This is a genomic window from Aquabacter sp. L1I39 (genome assembly GCF_017742835.1).
Classification (GTDB): domain Bacteria; phylum Pseudomonadota; class Alphaproteobacteria; order Rhizobiales; family Xanthobacteraceae; genus L1I39.
Map to the genome: position 1 here is coordinate 5,048,487 of NZ_CP072392.1, position 20,007 is coordinate 5,068,493.

Here is a 20,007-nt window from a genome sequence, read left to right on the forward strand (position 1 = left end):
CGGCCCGGCTCCGTCTCTGGCAAGACAGGAGGCCGACCATGAAGTGCCAGTGCAAGGACGATGATTTTCACCAGGCGATCCTGGACATGGTGGCCGTCAAGGACGGCCAGGCCCTCGTCATCCAGGTGGTGGGCGGGGCCACCGTCACCGGCTTTGCCCCGGTGAGCGTGGGGCGCGATTATCTGCGCTGCCAAGTCTCGGCGGGTGACCATCACAAGGAACAGATCGTCCCCTTCCACTCCATTACCTGCATAAGGTAGGGTGCCGCCCGCGCGGTTCCGCGCCCGGCGCACGCCGGCTCCCGCCTCCTTCGCCGACCGTCCCGGGCGAGACGATCTTGCCCCTGACGGCGCGGCATTCCCGCGCTCAGCGCGCTGTCCCGTCCTGAAGGAAGTCCCGCCATGGCCCTCACCGCTTCCGCCCCCATTCCCGGCGATGCGCCCGAATTTGCGCTGATGCGCGAGCAGATGCTGATCGGCGGGAAATGGGTGGATGCCGATGGCGGCGGCACCATCGCGGTGATGAACCCGGCCACCGGCGACCTTCTGGGCACCGTGCCGGATGCCGGCGGCGCCGAGACCCGCCGCGCCATCGAGGCCGCGGCCGCCGCCTTCCCGGGCTGGCGCGCCAAGACCGCCGCCGAGCGCGCCATCGCCCTCCATAAGCTCGCCGACCTCATCATCGCCAATACCGACGAGCTGGCCCGCCTGCTCACCACCGAGCAGGGCAAGCCGCTGGCCGAGGCCAAGGGCGAGATCGGCGCCTCCGCCGCCTATGTGCGCTGGTTCGCCGAGGAAGCCCGCCGCCTCTATGGCGACGTGATCCCCTCCCCCTGGCCCGGCCGCCGCATCCTGGTGACCAAGGAGCCGGTGGGCGTGGTGGCGGCCATCACCCCCTGGAACTTCCCCTCCTCCATGCTCTCGCGCAAGATCGGCGCGGCGCTGGCGGCGGGCTGCACCGTGGTGTGCAAGCCCTCGGAACTCACCCCCTATTCCGGCCTCGCCTGGGGCGTGCTGGCTGAACAGGCGGGCATTCCCGCCGGCGTCATCAACATCGTGCTGGGCGATGCCAAGGCCATCGGCGCCGAGATGACCTCCAATCCGCTGGTGAAGAAGGTGACCTTCACCGGCTCCACCCCCGTGGGCAAGCTGCTCATGAAGCAGTCCGCCGACACCATGAAGAAGATCTCCATGGAACTGGGCGGCAACGCGCCCTTCCTGGTGTTCGACGATGCGGACCTGGACCTTGCGGTGGAGCAGGCCATCGCCTCCAAATATCGCAATGCCGGCCAGACCTGCGTGTGCACCAACCGCTTCTATGCCCAGGCCGGCATCTATGATGCCTTCGTGGAGAAGCTGGCCGCCGCTTCCCAGGCGCTGAAAGTGGGCAACGGCCTGGAGCCGGGCGTGGTGCAAGGCCCGCTGATCGAGGAAAAGGCCGTCGCCAAGGTAGAGCGCCTGCTGCAGGATGCGCTCGACAAGGGCGGCCGCGTGGTCACCGGCGGCAAGCGCTCGGATCTGGGCGGCACCTTCTTCGAGCCCACCGTGATCGCCGATGCCACCGCCGACATGGCGTTTGCCCGCGAGGAGATTTTCGGGCCAATGGCCCCGGTCTTCAAGTTCGAGACCGAGGAAGAGGCGGTGCGCCTCGCCAACTCCACCGAATATGGCCTGGCCTGCTATTTCTTCACCCGCGACGTGGGCCGCACCTTCCGCGTCTCCGAGGCGCTGGAATATGGCCAGGTGGGCGTGAATGCGGGCGTCATCACCACCGAGGTGGCTCCGTTCGGCGGCGTCAAGGAGAGCGGCACGGGCCGCGAGGGCTCCAAATATGGCTGCGATGACTATCTGAACATCAAATATGTGTGCATCGGCGGGCTCTGAGCCGAACAGTCCGGCGCCCCTGTGCGGGCGCCGGCACTGCGCCGCAGGCGCGCACCACCGTCACGAGCCCGCTTCGGCGGGCTCTTTCGTTCGTGGCATGTGTGCTTGAAAAAAGAAAAAGCGCGGCGCCTCTGGGTGGGGGGCGGAAGAGGCGCCGCGCTGTGCTTCGACCGATCCGAGGGTGGGGAGATCGGAGCCGGTGACCGAAGTGGGATCACCTTAGGCCGCGAAGCTTGCGCCAGGCTGTTGCTGCACATGCGGCGTACGCTGTGCATCGCGGGCACCCCGACCGCAGACAGGCGCTCCAGGGCAGGGCATGATCGGGAAAACGGGAGGATTCATGCGCGCCTACGCCTTACTTCTCGTGGCCTTGCTCGTCCTGGCGCCATGGGCGGCGCAAGCCCAGCCTGTGCCGCGCCCAAACGCGCCCATCACCCCCGTGGCGGCGGACGTGCGCAATGACAGCGTGCCGGAGGCCTGCGCCGAGAAGGACAATGTGGCGCTCACCTTCTCCAATCCCGCCATACGCCGCTTTCGGGTGGAGGCGGTCCATCCCGCTTATATCGGCACCCTCCAGCGTGACCGCACGGCGCCGGACTGGACCGCCTGCGACATGTCGGGGGACCCGGTGGTGCCGGCCCGCCCGCGCCGCGAAGTGCTCTTCACCTCCGACCATTACCGCCTGGTGGGCTTCACTTTCCCCTCCTTCTGGCGGCCCGCCGATGTGCCGGTGCGCATCGGGGCGAATGTCTTTTCCGGCCTCCACATGGTGCAGCTTTTCGTGCCGCAAGGGGCCGGGCGGTATGAGGTGCTGGTCTTCTATCCCCCCGACGGCTATTGGCGCGCCCGCCCCTTGCCGCCCTTCCCGCTGCGTGAGACCGCCTATGGCTCCTCGGTGCTGCTGGGTCCGGTGGAGGTGCAGGGCCGCCCGCTGGTGCGGCTGAAGGAAGTGGCGTTCCAGCCGGACCTTGGCGCCTTCACGCTGTCATTCGCCGCCGGCGGCTCGGCTCAGCTGCGCATCACCACCCTGGATGCCGAGCGCCAGGTGCTGGATGTGACCCTGGACGGCACGCCCGGCGACCGCCCCTTCGCGGCGCTGCGCTCCATGTATGTGACCGCTTTCAATAATGACGTGTCATCGGTGGCCTGGCGCGCGCCGGGCGCGGCCGGCTGGAAGGAAGGGCAGATCATGGATTTTCCCGGCGGCCAGGCGCTGGGGCTGTGGGCGGGCCGGCTCACGCCGTCCCGCCACAATACCAGCTCGCCCGACATGGTGTTCGGGCCGTTCGGGGCGAACCCTTAGAGCATGCGCCGATCAGATGGCGTCGCCATCTGATCGGATCACGCATTTTCTATCAATGGGTTAGAGGGCAATTCACCCATCAGATCGATTCAATCTGATGGATCGCGCTCTAGGGCCGCACAAGGGAGGGGGGCATTGCCGTTTGCGAGAGGAGCGCGCGACCTCCTACAGGCAAAGATTGTCTCCTTGATTTCTACACCTTTTCATTGGCGTTTTTTTGTGGAGACTCCAGAAACGAGAAAGCTCGCGCGAGGAGGACCTAAAATGGCGGACATCGAAGCCCAGTTCGATCAAGCCATGCTTCAGATTTATCAAAGAGCCAAGAAGGAAGCCAAATACCAGGCAAATGACTTCCTCGGAATGCTCATGTCGAACAGGGGCGTCCGTACTGCAAAAACACTGATAAATTCTAAGACGGAATCCAGCGGGTACGCAAAACTATCCGAGCTTGGAAGGTTGGACCTGACTGTGGAAGCGCTGGTGACCGAAGACACGAGATGGCATGTTCTCTTTACGGACGAAGAGCTGGAACGGGCACGCCTGCGGTTGAAAAAATACCGCTATGAGCCAAAGAACTCATGATGGCGTGAAGACGCCCCCGATTTGCCGGCCATTGTCTCGCCGGCTTTGGGGTGTTAAGAACGCGCCCTTCAAGAGGACGGCCACGCCGATCCAGCCGACCGGGCCGAGAGCCCGGAGGCCCCCGCCCGACAGCGCGATGCGCCCTCGGGCGCGATGGGCGTTGGGCGCACCCTCGCGAAACCCCTCTGGCCTTGCGGCCGGAGATCACCGGACGGACCCATGTTCGACAGCCTTTCCGACCGCCTCGGCGGCATACTCGACAAGCTCAAGCGGCGCGGCGCGCTCACCGAGGCCGACGTCGGGGAAGCCATGCGCGAGGTGCGCCGCGCCCTGATCGAGGCCGACGTCGCCCTCGACGTGGTGAAGAGCTTCACCGATAAGGTGCGCGAGCGCGCCATCGGTGTCGAGGTGGTCAAGTCCGTGACCCCCGGCCAGATGGTGGTGAAGATCGTCAATGACGAGCTCGTCGCCATGCTGGGCTCGGACGCCGATCCCATCGATCTCAACGCCCCCGCCCCCGTGCCGATCCTCATGGTCGGCCTCCAGGGCTCGGGCAAGACCACCTCCACCGCCAAGATCGCCAAGCGCCTGACCGAAAAGGGCAAGCGCCGCGTGCTGATGGCCTCGCTCGACACCCGCCGCCCGGCGGCCATGGAGCAATTGGCGACGCTGGGCTCCCAGGTGGGGGTCGCGACGCTGCCCATCGTGGCCGGCCAGTCGGCGGTGCAGATCGCCCGCCGCGCCATGGAGGCGGGCCGCTTCGGCAATTACGACGTGGTGATGCTCGACACCGCCGGCCGCGTCACCCTGGACGAGGGGCTGATGGCGGAGGTGGCCGAGGTGAAGGCCGCCACCGGGCCGCACGAAGTGCTGCTGGTGGCCGACGCCCTCACCGGCCAGGACGCGGTGAACACCGCCAAGGCGTTCGACGCCCGGGTGGGCCTCACCGGCATCATCCTCACCCGCGCCGACGGCGACGGGCGCGGCGGCGCCGCGCTCTCCATGCGCGCGGTTACCGGCAAGCCCATCAAGCTGATCGGCACCGGCGAGAAGATGGACGCGCTGGAGGATTTCGATCCCAAGCGCGTGGCCGGCCGCATCCTCGGCATGGGCGACGTGGTCGCCTTGGTGGAGAAGGCGGTCGAGAATATCGACGTCGAGAAGGCCAAGGCCGTCGCCGAGAAGATGCGCAAGGGCGCCTTCGACCTCGAAGACCTGCGCGACCAGCTCGGCCAGATGCAGAAGCTCGGCGGCATGTCCGGGCTCATGGGCATGCTGCCCGGCGTCGCCAAGGTGAAGAACCAGATCGCCGCCGCCAATATCGACGACAAGGTGTTCCGCCGGCAGGTGGCCATCATCAATTCCATGACCCGCCAGGAGCGGCGGAACCCGAAGGTGCTCGACGCCTCCCGCAAGCGGCGCGTGGCCGCCGGTTCCGGCACCAAGGTGGAAGAGATCAACCGCCTCTTGAAGATGCATCGCCAGATGGCCGACATGATGAAGGCCATGGGCGGCGCCGCCGGCAAGCGCGGCCCCATGGCGGGCCTGGCCAACATGTTCGGCCTCGGCGGCGGCGGGGCGCCCTCGCCGGAAATGCTCCAGCAGATGGCCGAGAAGATGCCGGGCGGTGGCGGTGCCCTGCCGCCCACCATGCCGGGCCTCAAGGGCCTGCCCCCCACCTTCCCCGGCGGGCTTCCCGGCCTGCCGCGCGGCCTTCCAGGTCTTGGAGGTCCGAAGAAGAAGTGACAGCGCGGCACTGCGCACCGTCCCGGCCGGATCCCCGGCCGGCGGAGCGTCGCCTGCGCCTCCACCCCAACCCCGCCGTCACCCCTCACGAGGCGACGCGGCCTGAAAACTGAAGTCCTGAAAGGAAAGTCCCATGTCCCTGAAGATCCGCCTCGCCCGCGGCGGCGCCAAGAAGCGCCCCTATTACCGCATCGTCGTCGCCGACGCCCGTTCGCCCCGCGACGGCCGCTTCATCGAGAAGATCGGCACCTACAACCCGCTGATCGCCGGTGAGCGCGTCACCATCGACGTGGAGAAGGCCAAGGCCTGGCTCGAAAAGGGCGCCCAGCCCACCGACCGCGTGGCCCGCTTCCTCGACGCCCAGGGCCTCATGAAGCGCGAAGCCCGCAACAACCCGCAGAAGGCCGAGCCCGGCAAGAAGGCCCAGGAGCGCGCTGCCGAGCGGGCCAAGGCCGCCGAAGCCGCCGCCGCTGCCGCCGCCTCCGCGGAGTGAGGCTGGGGGGCGGTCCCCTTCCGGCCGGGACGGCCGGGGCGGTGAGGCCCCTTCCACACCCTGATGCGTGCCGGCTCCGTGGGCCGGCGCGCTTTCCCTCCCGCCATGGCGGCGGGGAGACCGTTTCCAACTCACAGGGCCAGCCATGACCGACCGTGTTCTCATCGCGCGCATCGGCGCGCCGCACGGGGTGCGGGGCGAAGTGCGCCTGTTCGTCTTCGGCGAGGACCCGGAGGCGCTGTTCGACTATCCCCTCACCAATGAGGCCGGCACCCGCACCTTCACGGTCGCAAGCCTGCGCCCGGCCAAAGACCATTTCGTCGCCCGCCTCAAGGGCGTGGACGACCGCAATGCGGCCGAGACGCTCACCAATACCGATCTGTTCGTGCCCCGTGACGCCCTGCCGCCAGCGGAGGATGAGGACACCTTCTACCATGCCGACCTGATCGGTCTGCGCGCCGAGGCGCCAGACGGTGCGCCGCTGGGCACGGTGACCGCCCTGTTCGATTTCGGCGCCGGCGACATCCTGGAATATGCCCCCACGGGCGGAGGCCGGACGCGCCTGGTGCCCTTTACCCGCGCCGCCGTGCCGGTGGTGGACCTGGCGGCGGGGCGCGTGGTCATCGACCTGCCCGCCGAGATCGAGGGGGAGCCGCAAGGTGGCGCTGAGGGCCCGTCGTCGGACGCGGCGCCGGACGAGGCCTGAGTCCGCCGGCGGGTGCAACGGGGCCCCCGCGATGACCCGGACTGTCAGGCGCGCTTCCTGTCAGTGCCCCTTGCCGCCGCTGATCTTATCGGAGAAGGCGAGCACCAGGCTGGAGCCCACGAACACCACGTGGATGATGACGAGCCAGGTCAGGTAGCTCGGGTCCGCATCCGGCTTCAGATTCATGAAGGCCTTCAGCAGCGCAATGGCCGAGATGGCCACGATAGAGGCCAGGAGCTTCTGCTTGAGCCCGGCAAAATCCACCTGCGTCATCCATTCCGGCCAGTCGGGATGTCCCTTCGGGTCGATCTTGGAGACGAAATTCTCATAGCCCGAGAAGATGACGATCAGCACCAGATTGCCGGTGAAGGTCAGGTCCACCAGCGTCAGCACGCCCAGGATGATGTCGCTCTCGGAGGCGCTCACCGCATGGGAGACGAAGTGCAGAAGCTCGTGGCCGAACTTGAACAGCAGCACCAGCAGCGCCACCACCAGCCCCACATAGAAGGGCGCCATCAGCCAGCGGCTGCGGAACAGCACCTGTTCAAGCGTGCGTTCGAGCATCGTCCCCAAGCCCCCATCATGCCTGCGTGAGGGGTGCCACGGCGAGGCTTGAAACGCAACCGGGGCCGGTCGTCTCCGATCCGGCCCCGCTCGCCCTCCCTCCCCCGCTGAGGGGATGAGCCCTTACTCTTTCACCGCCCCGGTCATGGACGAGACGTAATAGTCCACGAAGAAGGAATAGAGGATCACCACCGGCAGCGAGCCGATGAGCGCGCCGGCCATGAGGGCCCCCCATTCATAGACGTCGGATCGCACCAATTCGGTGAGCACGCCCACCGGCACCGTCTTGTTCTCCGAGGACTGGATGAAGGTCAGCGCATAGATGAATTCGTTCCAGGACAAGGTGAAGGAGAAGATGCCCGCCGAGATCAGGCCCGGCACGGAGAGCGGCAGCAGCACCTTGATGAGGATCTGCCAGCGCGAGGCACCGTCCACCAGGGCGCATTCCTCCAGCTCATAGGGGATGGAGCGGAAATAGCCCATGAGCAGCCAGGTGGAAAAGGGCACCAGGAAGGTGGGATAGGTGAGGATGAGGGCGAGCTTGGTGTCGTAGATGCCGAGCTTGAACACCATCAGCGCCAGCGGGATGAACAGGATGGAGGGCGGCACCAGATAGGCCAGGAAGATGCCGAGCCCCACCCAGCGCGAGCCGTGGAAGCGCAGGCGCTCGATGGCATAGGCGGCGAAGACCGAGGCCACCAGCGAGATGAAGGTGGCGCACACCGAGATCAGCATCGTGTTCCAGAGCCAGCCCGGATAGGAGGTCTCGAACAGGAGATACTTGATGTGCTCCAGCGTCGGCTCCACCACCCAGAGCGGGGAATAATTGGTGTAATCGGTCAGCTGGTAGTTCGGCTTGATGGCCGTGATCGCCATCCAATAGAACGGAAACAGCAGCACGAAGACGAAGACCAGGAGCGGCAGGACCACCGTGATCAGGCGCTTCGGCAGGCTGTCCAGATAGCTCATGCCGGTGGAGTTGTCGGTGACGGTCTGATCGTTCATGGCCGGGCCTCCCGAAGCGGGGGGTGGATCGCGGTGCGGAGCGGGCGGGACAGGAGGGCGCGCATCAGTCGCCCCCGCCCTGCTGCCACTTGCGGCGCTGCAGGCCGAAATAGCTGAACAGGATCGCCGCCAGGAGGAAGGGGATCATGGCCACCGCGATGGCCGCGCCCTCGCCCAACTGGCCACCGGGAATGGCCCGCTGGAAGGACAAGGTCGCCATCAGATGGGTGGCGTTGAGCGGCCCGCCGCGGGTGAGCACATAGATCAGCTGGAAGTCGGTGAAGGTGAACAGCACCGAGAAGGTCATCACCACCGCGATGATGGGCGAGAGCATGGGCAAGGTGATGAAGCGGAAGCGCTGCCAGCCGCTCGCCCCGTCGAGCGTTGCCGCCTCGTGCAGCGATTGCGGGATGGTCTGGAGGCCCGCCAGGAGCGAGATGGCCACGAACGGAATGCCGCGCCACACATTCGCGGCGATCACCGAGGCGCGGGCATTGGTGGAATCGCCCAGGAAGTTGATGTTGTGCTCGATGAGCCCGATTTTGATGAGGGCCCAGGAGATGACCGAGAACTGGGCATCGAAGATCCACCAGAAGGCGATGGCGGACAGTACCGTGGGCACCACCCACGGCAGCAGGACGATGGCGCGGAAGAAGCTCTTGAACGGCAGATGCTGGTTCAGGAGCAGCGCCAGCCAGAGGCCGAGTGCGAATTTCAGGATGGAGGCGGCGGTCGTGTAGAGTACGGTGTTGAACACCGCCAGCCAGAACACGGTGTCCTCCCACATGAACTGGTAGTTCTCCAGTCCGATGAACACCCCCTCCCGGCCGATGCGCGTGTCGGTGAAGCCGAGCCACACGCCGAGCCCCAGCGGGTAGGTGAGGAACAACAGCAGGAACACCGCCGCCGGCAGGAGGAATAGGAGGCCGAGCACATGCCGCCCCTGGCCGATGCCGGCCCACCAGGATCTGCCGGATGCCCGGGGGGCCTCCCGCGCCGCCACGTCTGCCATGAAACCGCCTCTGAAGACTTGAACCGAAAGGAAGGATGAAGGCCCGGGGCGCGCCGTCGCGTCCCGGCTCTGTCAGCCGGCCTGCGCCTCCAGGGGGAGACGCATCACGGATGGGGGAGCCGGGCGCCGCACGGGACGCCCGGCCCTGTCCTCAGCGATAGATGCGGCTGGCGCGCTGCTCGGCGCGCTTGGCAGCTTCCTCGGGGGTGCGCTGGCCGGTGGCGGCTTCCGCCACCATGTCCACCACGATCCAGTCCGCCATGGCAGCCGCCGATTGCGGACCGAGCGGGCCGGAATAGCCGTTCGGCCGCAGGGTCTCGGACGCCCGCGAATAGGGCTTGTGGATCGGGTTGTCGGTCCACACCGGGTTGGAGGCGAAGGCCTTGAGCGTCTGGCAGCAATAGGCGCTGGCGCCGGTGATCCAGGCGTTCATCTGCGGCGCGTCGAACATGAAGGCCAGATAGGCCTGCGCCGCTTGCGGGAACTTGGAGTATTTGAAGATGCAGGCAGACGTGGTCTGGTGCAGCTCAATCTCCTTGCCCACCGGGCCGACGGGGAAGTTGGTGGAACGCATGTCGGCGGCCATGTCGGCGAGCTTGGGATCGTTCTTGGCGCCGTAATAGACCGACACGCCATTGGCGGTGCAGGAGATTTCACCGGCCAGGAAGGCGCGGTTATTGTTCACGTCCAGCCAGCTCTCGGTGCCGGGGATGAAGGTCTTGTAGAGCTCGGCCACATATTTCAGGGCGGCGACCGTCTCCGGGCTGTTGATGACCACCTTGCCGTTGTCATCCACCATCTTGCCGCCGTGGGACCACAGCACCCAATGGCAGAAATTGTTGCCGTCGCCGACGCCATGGCCGAGCGTGAAGCCCATGGGATGGCCCTTGGCTTTGAGCGCCTTGCCCAGTTCCAGGAACGCCTTGGTGTCCTTCGGGAACTCGCTGAAGCCGGCCTCTTTCATCCAGCTGTCGCGATAGACGACCGCATTGCCGATGGTCGCCAGCGGCAGGGCGATGAACTTGCCGTCCTTCTTGGCATAGAGGGCGGGCGCCTCATACCAGCCGCCATACTTGCTGCCGAGGGCATTGGCGAGCGGGGTCACGTCCAGGAGCTTGTCGGGATATTGCTGGGCGTCGTCGAACCACACCCACACGATGTCCGGGCCGGAGCCCACATTTGCGGCCACCGCCGCCTTGGGACGGATGTCCTCCCAGCTCTCCTTATCGATGCGCACCTCGATGCCGGTGGCCTCGGTGAACTTCTTGGTGTTGGCGAGCCAGGCGTCTTCCTCGCCCTTCACGAAGGGCGACCAGCGCAGGACGCGCAGCGAGGCGCCCGGCTCCGGCTTGAACTGAGGCATGGCGCCTTGCGCGAAAGCCGGCGTTCCGGCCATGCCGCCCAAAGCGGCCGCGCCGGCAAGCCCGGCGCCGCTCATGAGAAGATTGCGACGGGAAATATCCATTTGGCGTTCCTCCGGTGACATCTTGGGGTCACTTCAAGCGCCGGCCGCTTCGTCTGATGCGAGCGGTCTTTTCGGCACGGTTCAGCTGGCGAGGCGCGCGCCGCTTGCCTCGTCGAACAGATGCGGCATGCCCTCCAGCGGCATGATGCGGATGGTCTCGCCGGGCGCAAGGGCAAGACGCTCCCGGAACAGGAGGGAAATCTCCTGGCCGCCTTTGCCTTCCGCGCCGATGCGGGCAATGGCAAGGATTTCCGAGCCCGTGGGCTCCACCACGATGATCTCCACCGGCACGCCGGCGGGATCGAGGCGCACATGCTCCGGCCGCAGGCCGTAGACAGCGCGCTTGCCATTGATGCCGGCGGGCACCGCTTCCAGCGGCAAGGTGGCGCCGCCGTCGGTGACGAAGGTGGCCTTGCCGTTGACGCGCACCGTGCCCTTGATGAAGTTCATGGCGGGCGAGCCGATGAAGCCGGCGACGAACTGGTTGGCGGGGCGGTCATACAGGTCGAGCGGGGCGCCGATCTGCTCCACGATGCCGTCATGCATGACCACGATCTTGTCGGCCATGGTCATGGCCTCGATCTGGTCGTGGGTCACATAGACGGTGGTGGTCTTCAGGCGCTGGTGCAGTTCCTTGATCTCGGTGCGCATCTGCACGCGCAGCTTGGCATCAAGGTTGGAGAGCGGCTCGTCGAACAGGAACACCTGCGGATCGCGCACGATGGCCCGGCCCATGGCCACGCGCTGGCGCTGGCCGCCGGAGAGCTGGCGGGGATAGCGGTCCAGAAGGTGGGTGAGGCCGAGAATGCCGGCCGCCTTCTGCACCCGCCCGTCAATCTCGGACTTGGGGGCTTTGCGCAGCTTCAGCGAGAAGCCCATATTGTCCGCCACCGTCATGTGCGGATAGAGCGCGTAGTTCTGGAACACCATGGCAATGTCCCGTTCCTTGGGCGGCACCTCGTTGACCACGCGGTTGCCGATCAGGATCTCACCCCCGGTGATGTTCTCAAGGCCCGCGATCATGCGCAGGAGCGTGGACTTGCCGCAGCCGGAGGGACCCACCAGGACGACGAACTCACCGTCGCGAATTTCCACATCGACGCCGTGGATCACGGCCGTCGTACCATAGGCTTTCTTCACACCGCGAATGTCGACGGTCGCCATCCGTAAGAGCTCCCTGAGACGTCCTACCCGATCAATCGGCCTTCGGTCTCTCCGCCTTCAGGCGGGGCCAGGCCTTTCTTTGGACCGCCGGAAACGGTCATTCGTCCACCTTTTGTGGGTCGCCTCCGGTGAGGACCGGACGCGCCGCAGCGGTACGCGAGCGATCATGGTGTGGCGGCCCGGCTGGATCAAGTGAATTTTAAAACGATTGAACGAGCCATTGAATCCGCCCGCCGGGGCGCTTATCCAGGCAATGACGCCATCCGGCGCAGATCACCCCTGCCGCCCCCCCCCAACGCCGCCCCCAACGACCGAGCCCCGCCATGACCGCAGCTGACCGCCCCTATCTCCTGACCACCGGCTCTGTGATGGACCATGTGGTGGAGCGGCAATTGGCCGAGCATTTCACCCTGGTGGGCGGCATGGACGTGGAGGGCGCCATCGCCGCCCATGGCTCCGAGATCCGCGCCATCGCCACCCGCGGCCGCCTGAAGGTGGACGAGGCCATGATGGCCCGCCTGCCCAAGCTGGAGATCGTCTCCAATTTCGGTGTCGGCTATGACACCGTGGACGCCGCTGCCGCCGCCCGGCGTGGCGTCATGGTCACCAACACCCCCGAGGTGCTGAACGAAGAGGTGGCCGACCTGACGCTGGGCCTGCTGCTGGCCACCGTCCGCGAGATTCCCCAGGCCGACCGCTTCCTGCGCGAAGGCAAGTGGCTGAAGGGGGCCTATCCGCTGGGCCTGACCCTGCGCGACCGCAAGGTGGGCATCGTCGGCATGGGCCGCATCGGAAAGGCCATCGCGCGTCGCATCGAGGCGTTCGGCCTGCCCATCTCCTATCACACCCGCACCACGCAGGCGGATCTGCCCTATCGCCATTATGGCGACCTGGTGGCCATGGCTGGTGACGTGGACACGCTCATCCTCATCCTGCCCGGCGGTCCCTCCACCAGGCACCTCGTCAATGCGCAGGTGCTGGAGGCGCTGGGTCCCGACGGCATTCTGATCAATGTGGCGCGCGGCACGGTGGTGGACGAGCAGGCGCTTGTCGCCGCGCTGAAGGCGGGCACCATCCGCGCCGCCGGCCTCGACGTGTTCGAGGACGAGCCCCACGTGCCGGCCGAGCTGATCGCCATGGACAATGTGGTGCTGCTGCCCCACGTGGGCTCCTCCACCCACCACACCCGCACCGCCATGGGGCAGCTGGTGGTGGACAACATCCTGTCCTGGTTCGCTGGCAAGGGGCCCCTCACCCCGGTGGCCGAGACCCCCTGGCCCAAGGCCTGACACCTGAGGCCTGACGCCCGCGCGCCCGCGCCAAAAAGGCCGGGCGCGAACCTGCAGCGGCACCGCGGCGCCTTCCCCATTGGGAGGGGCTGGGCTAGCCTTCATCCATGATGCGCTTCGCCACCGCTCCGCTCCTTCTCGCCCTTTGCGCCGCGAGCTTCGGCGCGGGGCTGGCCGCAGGGCTGCCGCCCGCCTTCGCCCAGGGCGCGGGCGCCCCCAGGAGCGAGACGCGTCCCGCGTCCCAGAAACCTGCGTCCACGCGGCCTGCCAAGGTGGACCCCGCCCTCCAGGCCGCCGCACAGAAGGTGGCCGGCCCCTTCCTTCTCTCCAGCGCCGATGGCATGCGCACCTGCGCCGTGACGCTGCGCGCCGACCCGGCCCCCGGACCGGCCCCCGCCTTCCTGCTGGGCCTCGATGCCGGGGCCTGCACGGCCATCGCCTTCGCCCCGCAGCTCTCGGCCTGGACGCCGGACCCCTCGGGCGCGGTGCGGCTGCTGGATGGGCAGGGCCGCCTGGTGGCGGAATTCACCGAGGCCACCGGCGGCAGCTATGAGGCGCTGCGGGAAGGCGACGGGGTCTATTTCCTGGCTCCCCCCGCCGCGCAGAGCGGCATCGAGGTGTCGGTGGAGGAGATGACCGGCGACTGGGACCTCGCCCGCACCGCCGGCAAGCCGATCTGCCGATGGACCCTGTCCGCGGATCCTGCGGCTGGCGGCAGCCGCGCGGTGCGCGTCGCCCCCGGATGCGATGCGGGCCTCGCCCAGTTCGCGCCGGTGGGATGGCGGATCGAAGGCGGCAACGTGCTGGTGGAGTCCGGCTCGGGCGCGACGACCCTGCGATTCGCGCGACAGGAAGATGGCAGCTGGGCGAAGGTGCCCGAGCGCGGACGCCCCCTGTTGCTGTTGCGACCGTGACACAGTTGCGGAGCCCAGACGCCTTTTCCCACACGGCAGACGAATGCTGCAATGCGGCCTCAACCTGAGCCGTACGCGGAGTTTCCCCAGCGCGTTGCGATTTTGCAACAATGAAATCCAGCATTCATGCGGGGTTGTCTAATTTTTGGTCAAACACTGCCCCTTTTTTCACATTGGACAATGTGGAGAAATTTGGTCTGAATCACTTCAGATGTTTTCTAGGGGGTAGGTGTATGAAAAAGCTCGCACTCGCTGCCGCTGCCAGCACGATGATCGTCGGCTCGGCCTTCGCAGCCGACCTGTCGACGATGCCCGTGAAGGCCGTGGTGGCGCCGCCGCCGCCCCCCATGTGGGACCTGGCCTTCGGTGTGACCGGCACGACCGACTATCTGTTCCGCGGTATCAGCCAGACGAACAACAACCCGGCCATCCAGGGCTTTGTCGAACTCCAGCTGTTCGACTGGGTGTATTTCAACGTGTGGGCGTCCAACCAGAACTGGGTTGCCACCACGATGGAAGGCCTGGGCTATCTGTCCACCAACAGCTCGCTTGAAGTCGACTTCTCCGGTGGCCTGCGTCACACCTGGGGCAACTTCGCCCTCGACGTCGGCGCGGTGTACTACACCTATCCGGGTGGCTCTGGCTCCAACAACATCGATCCGACGGTTGGCTCCCTGAAGTCCACGAACTTCAACTACTGGGAAATCTACGCCAAGCCGTCCTACCAGGTTGCGCCCTGGCTGAACCTCGGCCTGAACCTCTACTGGACCAGCGACTTCGCCTCCACCGGCACCGACGGCACCGCGCTCTCGGTCACCGCCAAGGTTCCGCTGCCGGCCTTCGGCCCCGGTGGCGACTTCGGCTGGTACGTGTCTGGCGAATTCGGCCATCAGTGGCTGTCCACCAGCGCCTACAATTACGATGTGACCAACATCTTCACCGGTTACACCTACAATCAGACCATTGCCGGCTATAACTGGTGGAATGCGGGCATCGCCTTCACCTACAAGGCGGCGACCCTGGATCTGCGCTATTCCGGCACCGATCTCAGCAACGAAGATTGCGCCTTCATGATCAGCAACCAGAACGCTTGCGGCAACAAGTTCGTCGCCAGCCTGTCCTTCGCGACCTCCTTCAACGCCCTGAAGTGATGTCGTCCTGGCTCCGGCCAGGGTTGCAAGGCATGCAGGACGTCTGTTGAGATGCCTGAAAGCAAGGAGATCGAGCGCGGCAGCGTTTCCATGAAACGCTGAACGTATCGAGAGAGATAGAAACCCCGCCGAGGCCTCGGCGGGGTTTTTGCTTTTGCGGCATCGCGCGGCGCAGGGCCATGGTGCGCGGGAAGAGGCGCCGCAATGCACAGGCAATGACGAAAGGGGTGGGGGCGGGCTGCCGAGCGGTGGACACAAGCGCGCCCGCTCAGGACAAGCCCGTCCCACTTCGGCCCGCCGCCCGCACCGGCCGACCATCGGCAGGCGCCCCGGCGGGATCGGCGATCATGCTCTCCACCCGGTCCAGCAGCACGGGCAGTTCGAACGGCTTGGTGAGCAGTTCCGTCCCCGGATTGCGCGCGCCCTGCCCGAGATCGAGCTCATGGGCATAGCCGGTGACGAAAAGGACCTTTAGGCCTGGCCAGAGCACCCGCCCCTCATCCGCCAATTGGCGGCCATGCATGCCGGGAAGCCCCACATCGGTCACCATCAGGTCGATGGCGCTTTCGGACTTGAGGATGGCCAGCGCCGATGGGCCGTCCGCCGCCTCCATCACCCGGTAGCCCACCTCGCTGAGCGCCTCGACCACGAGGCTGCGCACCGCCGGCTCGTCTTCCACCACCAGCACCCGCGCCGTGTGGCCGCCATTGCGCGGGGATAGGGCAGGCTCGGCTGGATCCGCGCGCGCTGGGATCAGGCTGCGAGGCAGGAAGAGCATCATCTTGGTGCCCGCGCCCGGCGCGCTCTCGATGCAGGTGGAGCCGCCGGATTGCTGGGCAAAGCCATAGATCATGGACAGGCCGAGCCCCGTGCCCTTGCCCAGCGGCTTGGTGGTGAAGAAGGGGTCGAACGCCTTGGCCATGGTCTGCGCCGACATGCCGTGGCCGGTGTCGGACACCGCGATGGCCACATAGTCCCCCGGCTGCGCCAGCCGGTAGCGCCGGCACTGCTCCGCCTCCACCCGCATATTGCCGGCCGAGATGCTCATGTGTCCGCCTTGAGGCATGGCATCGCGGGCATTGATCGCCAGATTGAGAATGGCACTTTCCAGCTGGTTGGGATCGCAGGTGGCCGGCCAAAGGTCGTCTGGCGCCTGGAGGTCCAGCGTGATCAATTCCCCGATGGACCGGCGGATCAGGGCCTCCATGCCCCGCACCAGGGCCATCACCTCCACCGGGCGCGGATCCAGTGCCTGGCGGCGGGAGAAGGCGAGGAGGCGCTGGGTCAGGGAGGCGGCGCGGTCGGCGGAAGCACCGATGATGCCGAGATAGGTCGCGATATCGGCGCCCGCATCGCGCTCCCGCCGCCGGCGGATCATGTCGAGCGAGCCGGTGATGCCGGTCAGGAGATTGTTGAAATCATGGGCGATGCCGCCCGTCAGCTGACCCACCGCCTCCATCTTCTGGGCATGACGCAAGGCGTCTTCCGCGTGCAAAAGGGCCTCCGCATTGGCCTTCTGCTCGGTGATGTCGCGGCCATAGCCGTAAACGAGACCGTCTTCCCGCGCCGTGTGCCAGGAGATCCAGCGCAACGTCCCATCCACGGCTAGGAACCGGTTCTCGAACGCGGTCAAGTCCTCTCCGCCCGCGGCCCGCTGCAGGGCGGAGGCGGAGCCGGGCACGTCTTCCGGCAGCATGAACTGGGAGAAACTGCGCCCCACCACGACCTCCGGCGCGTGGCCGAGAATGCGGGACCAGGATGGGCTGACCGAGCGGAAGATGCCGTCGGCGGTAATCGTCACCAGGAGATCGCGCGAGTGGGACCAGATGCGGTCCGCCCGCCGCCGCTCGGCCGTCAGTGCCGCCACATTGGCGAGCGCGCCGCTGATCTGGCCCGCCAGCAGCCGCCCAAGATCGATCACGTCCATGTCGCTGCGCAGATAGGGGTTGAGGCCCAGCACCAGATGCCCCGCCACCCCTTCCTCCGAGGCGCCGGCGATGGAAACCACCAGCGCGCGGGTGGGCGCAATATCCCAGGCCCCGCCGGGACGGGGAAGGTCGGCGGGAAGGTCGATGATCCGCCAGGGGGCCGCCAGCCCTTCCAGTGGCCAGGGATGATGGAGCAGTGGCTCCGCCGCCTCAGCGCAGGCCACGCCCCGCCAGCCCTCCTCGGTGCGCAGGAAAATGAGGGCGAAGGGGAAATCGCGCGGATTGGCGCCGAGCACGGTGCGGGCGGCATCGCAGACGGCCTCCTGGGTGGTGGCCCCTACCAGTTCCATGCCCAGCATGCGCAGGGAGCCGAGCCGGCGCTCGGCGATGACGCGCTCGGTGACTTCCGTGACCACGCACAACAGGCCGTCCACCGCCCCGGCGGGCCCGAACAGCGGGCTGTAGGAGAAGCTGTGATACGTCTCCTCGGGAAAGCCGCTGCGCTCCAGCAGAAGGAGCAGCGCGTCGTTCCAGGTGGCCTCCCCGTCGCGCACCCGCGCCACCTGATCGGCCACGTCCTCATAGACCTCCGCCCACACCTCCCGAAACGGGCGGCCCAGCATGGTCGGGTGCTTGAGGCCGAGGGTGGGGATATAGCTGTCATTATAGAAGAAGCAGAGGTCCTCCCCCCAGCCGAGCCACATCTCAAAGCGGGAGGTGAGCAGCATGCGCAAGGGGATCTTCAGCCCATCCGGCCACCGGCGTGGATCGCCGAGCGCCGTCGCCGCCCAGTCGTGAGCCCGCATGCGAGCGGCCATTTCGCTCGTGCCGGGAAAGATCTCCGCGAGGTCTGGACGCGGCTCCTCCACCTTGCCTCCCCCTGACCAGACGCGGCGCCCCAGTTTGCGCCGCCCCCCATAACGCACCCGCCACGCTTTGGTTCACTGAAGCCCCGCGCATTTTGGCATTGGGCGGGGCTTCGCGCCCGGCTACGGCCCATGAGGCCGTAGCGCCCGCCCTCACATGCGCCTGCGCAGCCAGAAGCCGGCCAGGAGGGCCGCGGCCAACAGTAGCGCCAGCACAGCCAGTGTCACGATGAGGGCCGACTGGTCGAGCCAAGCCACCACCGGTACGCACAGCGCCAGCACCACCCCATTGAGCCCCACCCGCCAGGAGGCGGTGTGCACGCCCGCCACGAAGGTGCCGAGCGCCAGCAGCAGCAGGATGGCAAGGCCGGTGGAATCCGCATTGGCCACCGCCTGCACGCTCGGCAGGAAGAGCAGCGTCATGGCCACCAGGAAGGCGCCCCAGTGCAGCAACTGGGTCCACACCACCCGCCAGCGCCGCTGGCCGTCCACGCCCCAGCCCTCATAGATGCAGGCGCCGCAATTGAAGAGTGTCACCAGCTCCCAATAATGCTGCAGCGGGCTGCGCGAGAGCGCCGAATAGGCGACCCCGCCCAGCGTCAGCAGCAGCGTGGCGAGGTAGGGCACTTCCCGCAGCCAGGCCCGCACCCCATTGGGGCCGGAAGCGGGAGTGGGGTGCGTGTTGGCCATGGACAAAGCCTCCGTGGATCGGTCAGGGCTCGGACCGGATCAGCGCATCCAGCCCGGGAACATGGCGCCGAGCGCCCCGCCCACCATCTCCATGGCGATGGCGGCGAGAATGATGCCCATCAATCGCTTGGAAATAGAAAGCGCGGTGGGCGACAGGCGGCTGCCAATCAGGGGCGCCAACGCCATGCAGATGGTGAAGAATACGAGATAGCCCGCCAGCCCCACATAGAAGCCCACGGCCTCGCGCGGATCGGCGGAGGTCTGCGCATAGACGATGATGGTGGCCATGGTGCCCGGCCCGATGGCGATGGGCAGGCCGAGCGGATAGACGCCCGGATTGGACGTGGACTTGAACTGCGCCTGCTCCTCATCCGTGCCCGAATGGGAGGTGTGGTCGTCACCGCTGAGCATGGACAAAGCGATCATCAGCACGATGAGACCGCCGGCCAGGCGGAAATGATCCACATCGATGCCGAACAGGTTCAACAGCATGTGCCCGGCCAGCGCGCACACCAGCGCACCGATGATGACCGTGGCGAGCATGGCGATGAGCGTGCTGCGCCGCGCGGCTGGTGTGAGGTCCGCCGTGAGCGCCAGAAAAATAGGCACGATGCTCAAGGGGCTCATGATGGCGAACAGTGCCGCGAACAGTTTCGCGGACAGTGCGAGGTCGATCATGCCGGCTCTCCCTGAAATGCCAGCTTAGGTTTTTGCCCGACCCGTCCTGATTTTCCTAATGATTTCCGCTGCGGCACGTCAGTGCCGGGCCGCGAGGCAAGCCGCGGGGGCACGCCGCGCGCCCGCGCTGCGCGGGAACTTTCCGCCCCTGCAAGGGTCATCACCGGCGGGCGGCGACTGCCGCCGGTGCATCCGTTACGGAGGAAGGAATGAAGGTGCGCAAGTTCGCGGTTTCGGACGTGGCCCTGGAAAAGTCGCCGGGCCAGGATGCGGAGATCTTCGTGGGCAATCTGGTGGACGAGCGCCAGGGCGGGCCGATCACAATCGGCTATGGCCGCTATGATGCCGGCCAGAGCCTGACCGAGACCATGGCCGTCGATGATGTGATGATTGTTCTGGAAGGCGGGATTTCTGTCACCACCGCCGCCGGCACCGTGACGGCGGGGCCAGGGGAAATCATCTACATGCCCAAGGGCGAGGTGGTGACCATCCTCTCCCACGCGGAAGGCGCGCTCACCGCTTATGTCACCTTCCCCCATTGGCGGCCGGCCCACGCCTGAGGGCGTGC

19 protein-coding genes are annotated in these 20,007 nt (G+C 66.8%); 11 read left to right on the plus strand and 8 right to left on the minus strand.

Annotated elements, in window-relative coordinates; all coding sequences use genetic code 11:
* Positions 1-38: 38 nt before the first annotated feature.
* The 7 genes from J5J86_RS22790 (at position 39) to rimM (ending at position 6,713) form a co-directional block, all read left to right on the plus strand.
* Complete coding sequence (locus tag J5J86_RS22790; protein ID WP_209102417.1) at positions 39-260, plus strand: hypothetical protein; 222 nt, start codon at positions 39-41, stop codon at positions 258-260.
* 141 nt (positions 261-401) lie between these two features.
* The gene (locus J5J86_RS22795) at positions 402-1,883 is read left to right on the plus strand and encodes an NAD-dependent succinate-semialdehyde dehydrogenase (protein ID WP_274706647.1); all 1,482 of its coding nucleotides are present in this window, start codon (positions 402-404) and stop codon (positions 1,881-1,883) included.
* A 340-nt stretch (positions 1,884-2,223) separates the two neighbouring features.
* Positions 2,224-3,186, plus strand: a complete 963-nt coding sequence (locus J5J86_RS22800) for a hypothetical protein (protein WP_209102419.1) — start codon at positions 2,224-2,226, stop codon at positions 3,184-3,186.
* Positions 3,187-3,450: 264 nt separating this feature from the next.
* A complete protein-coding gene (locus J5J86_RS22805; RefSeq protein ID WP_209102421.1) occupies positions 3,451-3,768 on the plus strand; it encodes a hypothetical protein in 318 nt (105 codons plus the stop codon).
* Positions 3,769-3,987: 219 nt separating this feature from the next.
* Positions 3,988-5,514, plus strand: a complete 1,527-nt coding sequence (ffh, locus tag J5J86_RS22810) for a signal recognition particle protein (RefSeq protein ID WP_209102422.1) — start codon at positions 3,988-3,990, stop codon at positions 5,512-5,514.
* Positions 5,515-5,647: 133 nt separating this feature from the next.
* Positions 5,648-6,007, plus strand: coding sequence for a 30S ribosomal protein S16 (gene rpsP / locus J5J86_RS22815; RefSeq protein ID WP_209102424.1), 360 nt, complete (start codon positions 5,648-5,650; stop codon positions 6,005-6,007).
* 145 nt (positions 6,008-6,152) lie between these two features.
* Positions 6,153-6,713 carry a ribosome maturation factor RimM gene (gene rimM / locus J5J86_RS22820; RefSeq protein ID WP_209102426.1) on the plus strand — a complete coding sequence of 187 codons (561 nt, stop codon included), beginning with the start codon at positions 6,153-6,155 and terminating at the stop codon, positions 6,711-6,713.
* A 60-nt stretch (positions 6,714-6,773) separates the two neighbouring features.
* On the opposite strand, the gene J5J86_RS22825 is transcribed toward rimM, so the two are convergent.
* The 5 genes from J5J86_RS22825 to J5J86_RS22845 form a co-directional block, all read right to left on the minus strand.
* Positions 6,774-7,277 carry a TIGR00645 family protein gene (locus J5J86_RS22825; RefSeq protein WP_209102428.1) on the minus strand — a complete coding sequence of 168 codons (504 nt, stop codon included), beginning with the start codon at positions 7,275-7,277 and terminating at the stop codon, positions 6,774-6,776.
* Positions 7,278-7,400: 123 nt separating this feature from the next.
* Positions 7,401-8,282: a carbohydrate ABC transporter permease gene (locus tag J5J86_RS22830; protein ID WP_209102430.1), complete on the minus strand. Its 882-nt coding sequence runs from the start codon at positions 8,280-8,282 to the stop codon at positions 7,401-7,403.
* 64 nt (positions 8,283-8,346) lie between these two features.
* Positions 8,347-9,294, minus strand: coding sequence for a carbohydrate ABC transporter permease (locus tag J5J86_RS22835; protein WP_247657779.1), 948 nt, complete (start codon positions 9,292-9,294; stop codon positions 8,347-8,349).
* 151 nt (positions 9,295-9,445) lie between these two features.
* On the minus strand, positions 9,446-10,759 hold the full coding sequence (locus J5J86_RS22840; RefSeq protein WP_209102432.1) for an ABC transporter substrate-binding protein: 1,314 nt from the start codon (positions 10,757-10,759) through the stop codon (positions 9,446-9,448).
* Between the two features lie 81 nt (positions 10,760-10,840).
* Positions 10,841-11,923 carry an ABC transporter ATP-binding protein gene (locus J5J86_RS22845; RefSeq protein ID WP_209102434.1) on the minus strand — a complete coding sequence of 361 codons (1,083 nt, stop codon included), beginning with the start codon at positions 11,921-11,923 and terminating at the stop codon, positions 10,841-10,843.
* Between the two features lie 323 nt (positions 11,924-12,246).
* Between J5J86_RS22845 and J5J86_RS22850 the strand changes: the two genes are divergently transcribed.
* From J5J86_RS22850 to J5J86_RS22860, 3 genes are all read left to right on the plus strand, one after another.
* Positions 12,247-13,212 carry a 2-hydroxyacid dehydrogenase gene (locus J5J86_RS22850; RefSeq protein WP_209102436.1) on the plus strand — a complete coding sequence of 322 codons (966 nt, stop codon included), beginning with the start codon at positions 12,247-12,249 and terminating at the stop codon, positions 13,210-13,212.
* A 107-nt stretch (positions 13,213-13,319) separates the two neighbouring features.
* Positions 13,320-14,126 carry a protease inhibitor Inh/omp19 family protein gene (locus J5J86_RS22855; RefSeq protein WP_209102438.1) on the plus strand — a complete coding sequence of 269 codons (807 nt, stop codon included), beginning with the start codon at positions 13,320-13,322 and terminating at the stop codon, positions 14,124-14,126.
* Positions 14,127-14,359: 233 nt separating this feature from the next.
* A complete protein-coding gene (locus J5J86_RS22860) occupies positions 14,360-15,277 on the plus strand; it encodes a TorF family putative porin (RefSeq protein ID WP_209102440.1) in 918 nt (305 codons plus the stop codon).
* A gap of 268 nt (positions 15,278-15,545) precedes the next feature.
* Here J5J86_RS22860 and J5J86_RS22865 read toward each other — a convergent pair whose 3' ends face one another.
* From J5J86_RS22865 to J5J86_RS22875, 3 genes are all read right to left on the minus strand, one after another.
* Entirely contained in the window at positions 15,546-18,074 is a 2,529-nt protein-coding gene (locus tag J5J86_RS22865) for a PAS domain-containing protein (RefSeq protein WP_247657781.1), read from the minus strand.
* 150 nt (positions 18,075-18,224) lie between these two features.
* Positions 18,225-18,761: a hypothetical protein gene (locus tag J5J86_RS22870; RefSeq protein ID WP_209102441.1), complete on the minus strand. Its 537-nt coding sequence runs from the start codon at positions 18,759-18,761 to the stop codon at positions 18,225-18,227.
* A gap of 39 nt (positions 18,762-18,800) precedes the next feature.
* Positions 18,801-19,439 (minus strand): MarC family protein, encoded by a 639-nt coding sequence (locus J5J86_RS22875; protein WP_247657783.1) that lies wholly within the window; start codon positions 19,437-19,439, stop codon positions 18,801-18,803.
* A gap of 209 nt (positions 19,440-19,648) precedes the next feature.
* On the opposite strand from J5J86_RS22875, the gene J5J86_RS22880 reads away from it, so the two are divergent.
* Positions 19,649-19,999, plus strand: a complete 351-nt coding sequence (locus J5J86_RS22880) for an ethanolamine utilization protein (RefSeq protein WP_209102443.1) — start codon at positions 19,649-19,651, stop codon at positions 19,997-19,999.
* Positions 20,000-20,007 lie beyond the last annotated feature (8 nt).